The sequence below is a fragment of the Flaviaestuariibacter amylovorans genome (assembly GCF_039541815.1).
GTDB classification, from domain to species: Bacteria; Bacteroidota; Bacteroidia; order Chitinophagales; family Chitinophagaceae; genus Flavisolibacter; species Flavisolibacter amylovorans.
The window spans coordinates 1-821 of record NZ_BAABGY010000010.1 but is presented as its reverse complement, the minus strand read 5'-3'; the positions used below and the strand labels follow the sequence as shown (position 1 = coordinate 821).

The 821-nt window shown below is 58.8% G+C and carries 1 protein-coding gene; it reads left to right on the top strand.

Going from position 1 to position 821, the window contains the following annotated elements; genetic code table 11:
* Positions 1–53 precede the first annotated feature (53 nt).
* A protein-coding gene (locus ABD937_RS16825) for an IS5 family transposase (protein ID WP_425185813.1) occupies positions 54–805 on the top strand; the annotation gives its coding sequence in 2 pieces (ribosomal slippage) (positions 54–387 and positions 387–805; 753 coding nt in all).
* Positions 806–821 lie beyond the last annotated feature (16 nt).

Here is an 821-nt window from a genome sequence, read left to right as displayed (position 1 = left end):
CCTAGGTTGTGTTGACAATTGGCGGAGGGTTTGCTTTTTGTAGATAAACTTCCGTGAAGAGCAGATACAGTGTACCTGATGAAGTTTGGCAGCGGATTGAAGGGTTGCTGCCTGGCCGTGCTGATCAGCGCGGGGTTACCGCTAAAGACAATCGTTTGTTCGTTGATGCCGTGCTGTGGATTGCGCGCACCGGAGCTCCCTGGCGCGACCTCCCCGAACGCTTCGGCAAGTGGAACTCTGTGTACCGGCGTTTCCAGCGGCTGGCCCTGGCTGGTGTGTGGCAGCGGGTCTTCGAGGAGTTTGCGGATGCTGATCTCAGGCAGCTTATGGTCGACTCCACTTCCGTTCGCGCCCACCAGCACGCCGCCGGTGCCCGTAAAAAAACGGGGCGCAGTCCCTTGGGCGCTCCCGCGGCGGACTGACCACCAAGATCCATGGAGCTGCAGACGCCCGGGGCCGGGCAGTGCGGCTCTTGCTCACAGCAGGCCAGCGCGATGACTCAACGCAGGCAGCGGCGCTGCTGGAGGGCTTTCAGCCCGGAGCCGTGATCGGAGACAAGGCATACGATTCAGATGCTTTTGTAGGTGCCGTACGCAGCTCGGGAGCCGAGGTGGTCATCCCCTCAAAACGCCACCGCCGCCAGCAGCGAACAATCGATAAAGACAAATACAAGGATCGAAACTGCATCGAGCGCTTCTTCGGCCGCATCAAACATTATCGACGCGTCGCAACACGCTATGATAAAACCGACACCTGCTTCCTCGCATTCGTCTATCTCGCCGCAGCGCTCACTAATGCAAAGTAATTGTCAACACGGCCTA